The 2,439-nt window shown below is 58.5% G+C and carries 3 protein-coding genes; 2 read left to right on the forward strand and 1 reads right to left on the reverse strand.

Features of this window, described 5'->3' with window-relative positions; all coding sequences use genetic code 11:
* Together A3728_RS11620 and A3728_RS11625 are read left to right on the forward strand one after the other, a co-directional pair.
* A partial coding sequence (locus tag A3728_RS11620) for a transposase (RefSeq protein WP_201722313.1) occupies positions 1-407 on the forward strand: 407 nt, incomplete at its 5' end.
* A 68-nt stretch (positions 408-475) separates the two neighbouring features.
* Complete coding sequence (locus A3728_RS11625) at positions 476-1,837, forward strand: sensor histidine kinase (protein WP_067923743.1); 1,362 nt, start codon at positions 476-478, stop codon at positions 1,835-1,837.
* A 71-nt stretch (positions 1,838-1,908) separates the two neighbouring features.
* Here A3728_RS11625 and A3728_RS11630 read toward each other — a convergent pair.
* On the reverse strand, positions 1,909-2,439 hold a 531-nt coding region (locus A3728_RS11630), incomplete at its 5' end, for a thiamine pyrophosphate-dependent enzyme (RefSeq protein ID WP_236630477.1).

Below are 2,439 nucleotides of genomic sequence, written 5' to 3' on the forward strand. Positions count from 1 at the left end.
TCGTCTCCGCCTTTATCGCAACCGCTTTTGCACAGCCAGACCATGCGGCGGCGAAAGTCCAATGGCGCAACGTCGCCGACCAGATGCGGTCCCAGCTGCCCAGGCTCTCTGGGCTGATGGATGATGCCGAGGAAGACGTGCTCGCCTACATGACCTTTCCCCAACAGCATCGGACGAAGTTGCATTCGACGAATCCGATTGAACGTTTGAACGGCGAGATCAAGCGCAGGACAGACGTCGTCGGGATCTTTCCAAATGAGGCTGCCATACGACGCCTCGTCGGCGCCATCCTCATGGAGCAGACCGAAGAATGGACTGTGCAGCGTGCGCGATACATGACGCTGGAAACCTTGGCACCGGTCTGCGATGATCCCATCATCAGCCTGCCTGCAACGCAGACGGACTGATCAGCTCGGCCGTCGAAAGCGCCCGGCCAGCCGCGAGTTACACCACGCTATGGGGCATGATCTTATTCATGGGTGCAGCCCTTTTCGGAGTTATTGCGACTTCCAAGCTGGAAAACAGGGTCCAGCAGATCCAGACCGCCGAACAGAGCAATCCTCTCTGGATCGCGTCGCAACTGCACTTTGAGTTCCTGCGCCTTGAGAAAGACATCGCGGAGTTTTCCCTTGGCTATACGTCAGCTGATGACTTGATGTTGCGCTTCGATATCGCCTGGAGTCAGATCAACGTCCTGCAGGAAGGCCATATGCCGCGCGTTCTCGAGAGTTTCGGGATCAGCGACGCGGTTGTGACCGAGTTGGAGACCACTTTCCAAAGGTTGGAACCTGCCATTCAGAGCCTTCGCACGAACGATCTGACAATCGAGGCGCGCCGGGACAGGGCAGAGGAGATCCTGCGCGCCCTTGAAGGTTTCGACCTGTCGCTGAGAGAGTTTCTTTTGGCGATGTCCCACGAAAAATCGAGGGAGATGTCGAATTTCAGAACCGACCTCCTCTCCCTTTCTCGTATGATCAGCTATATCAGTGCGACGATTTTGAGCCTGCTCGCCATCTTTATCTTCTTTCTTCTGCTTGAAATCAGGGCCGCCCGCGACGCGGAAGACGAAATGCGCGTACTTGCGGAAGAAGCATCATCGGCGGCCCGGATGAAGATGAATTTCATGAGTGTCGTCAGTCATGAGTTGCGTACGCCCCTCACCTCCATCCTCGGTGGTTTGGCATTGCTGAAGCATCGGCTTGGCACGATCGAGGACAAAACCGCGCTCAAACTGCTCGATACGGCGACCCGGAATGGCGACAGGCTGCTGGTTCTCGTCAACGATATTCTGGATGCCCAAGCCCTGAGCGAGGGCAAGGTATCGGTGACGCGTAAACCCGTGGACCTCACGAAAGTGGTCGTTTCGGCAGTCGAAAACTGCCGGGCCTATACCGAGAAACTCGGGGTCACTTTCGACGTCGACGTTCCGGCGGGAAAGCTCGAAGCTCTGACTGACAGCGCGCGCGTTACACAAGTTCTGGCCAATCTTATTTCGAACGCGGCGAAGTTCACGACCTCGGGGGATGTGGCGACGGTGAGTTTGAGGAAGATAGACGAAAAGGCGCGTATCGAGGTCACGGACCACGGGATGGGAATACCGGCGGAACGACAGCACGCGATCTTTTTGCCTTTTCATCAGGTCAACCCGGGCACAACAGGTTCCATCAAAAGCAGCGGTCTGGGTCTGAGCATTTCAAAACAACTGATTGACTTGCTGGGGGGTGAGATCGGGTTCAGTTCCGTCGAAGGCGTGGGAACGACGTTCTGGATTGAGCTGGACCTTATTACAGAAAAGCCGCTGAGCTTTCGGGAGGAGCGGCCTGTTCTGGTACCATAGCTGTTCGGGAAGGGTGGACATTGTCAGAGCTATCCTGCGCACCTGCGTTCGGGTTCCGCCCTTCCTCAGGTCTAAAGCGCCACCTCGATCAGCGAAGGGCCAGAGCCGGTAAGGCCTGCGTCCATCGCGGCCTCCAGTTCTTCGCAGGTGGTGACGCGCTGTGCCTCCACACCCATGGACCGCGACATCTGCACCCAGTCGAGCGTGGGGCGGTTCAGCGTCAGCATGTCGATGGCGCGCGGGCCGGGGTTCTGGACGCCCACGTTGGTCAGCTCTCCGTGCAGGATCCGGTAGCTCTGGTTGGCAAAGATCAGCACCGTGATGTCCAGCGCCTCCCGCGCCATGGTCCAAAGCGCCTGCACGGTATACATCGCCGAGCCGTCGCCGATCAGACCCAGAACCTTGCGTTCCGGGCAGGCAATGGCGCAGCCGATGGCCAGTGGCATTCCGTACCCGATGGAGCCACCGCAGTTATTCAGCCATGTATGCCGTGCCGCCCCCTTCGTAGCGGGAGAGAACCCGCGCCCGCTGGTCACGGATTCGTCCACGACGATGCCGTCTTCGGGAATGGCACGGGCGATGACAGCCGCCAGCGCGTCCAG

The organism is Sulfitobacter sp. HI0040 (assembly GCF_001634885.1).
GTDB lineage: Bacteria > Pseudomonadota > Alphaproteobacteria > Rhodobacterales > Rhodobacteraceae > Sulfitobacter.

What these genes read in the sequence shown, in the direction of transcription:
- A3728_RS11625 (WP_067923743.1), top strand. Translation starts at nt 476, where the DNA reads ATGGGTGCAGCCCTTTTCGGAGTTATTGCGACTTCCAAGCTGGAAAAC.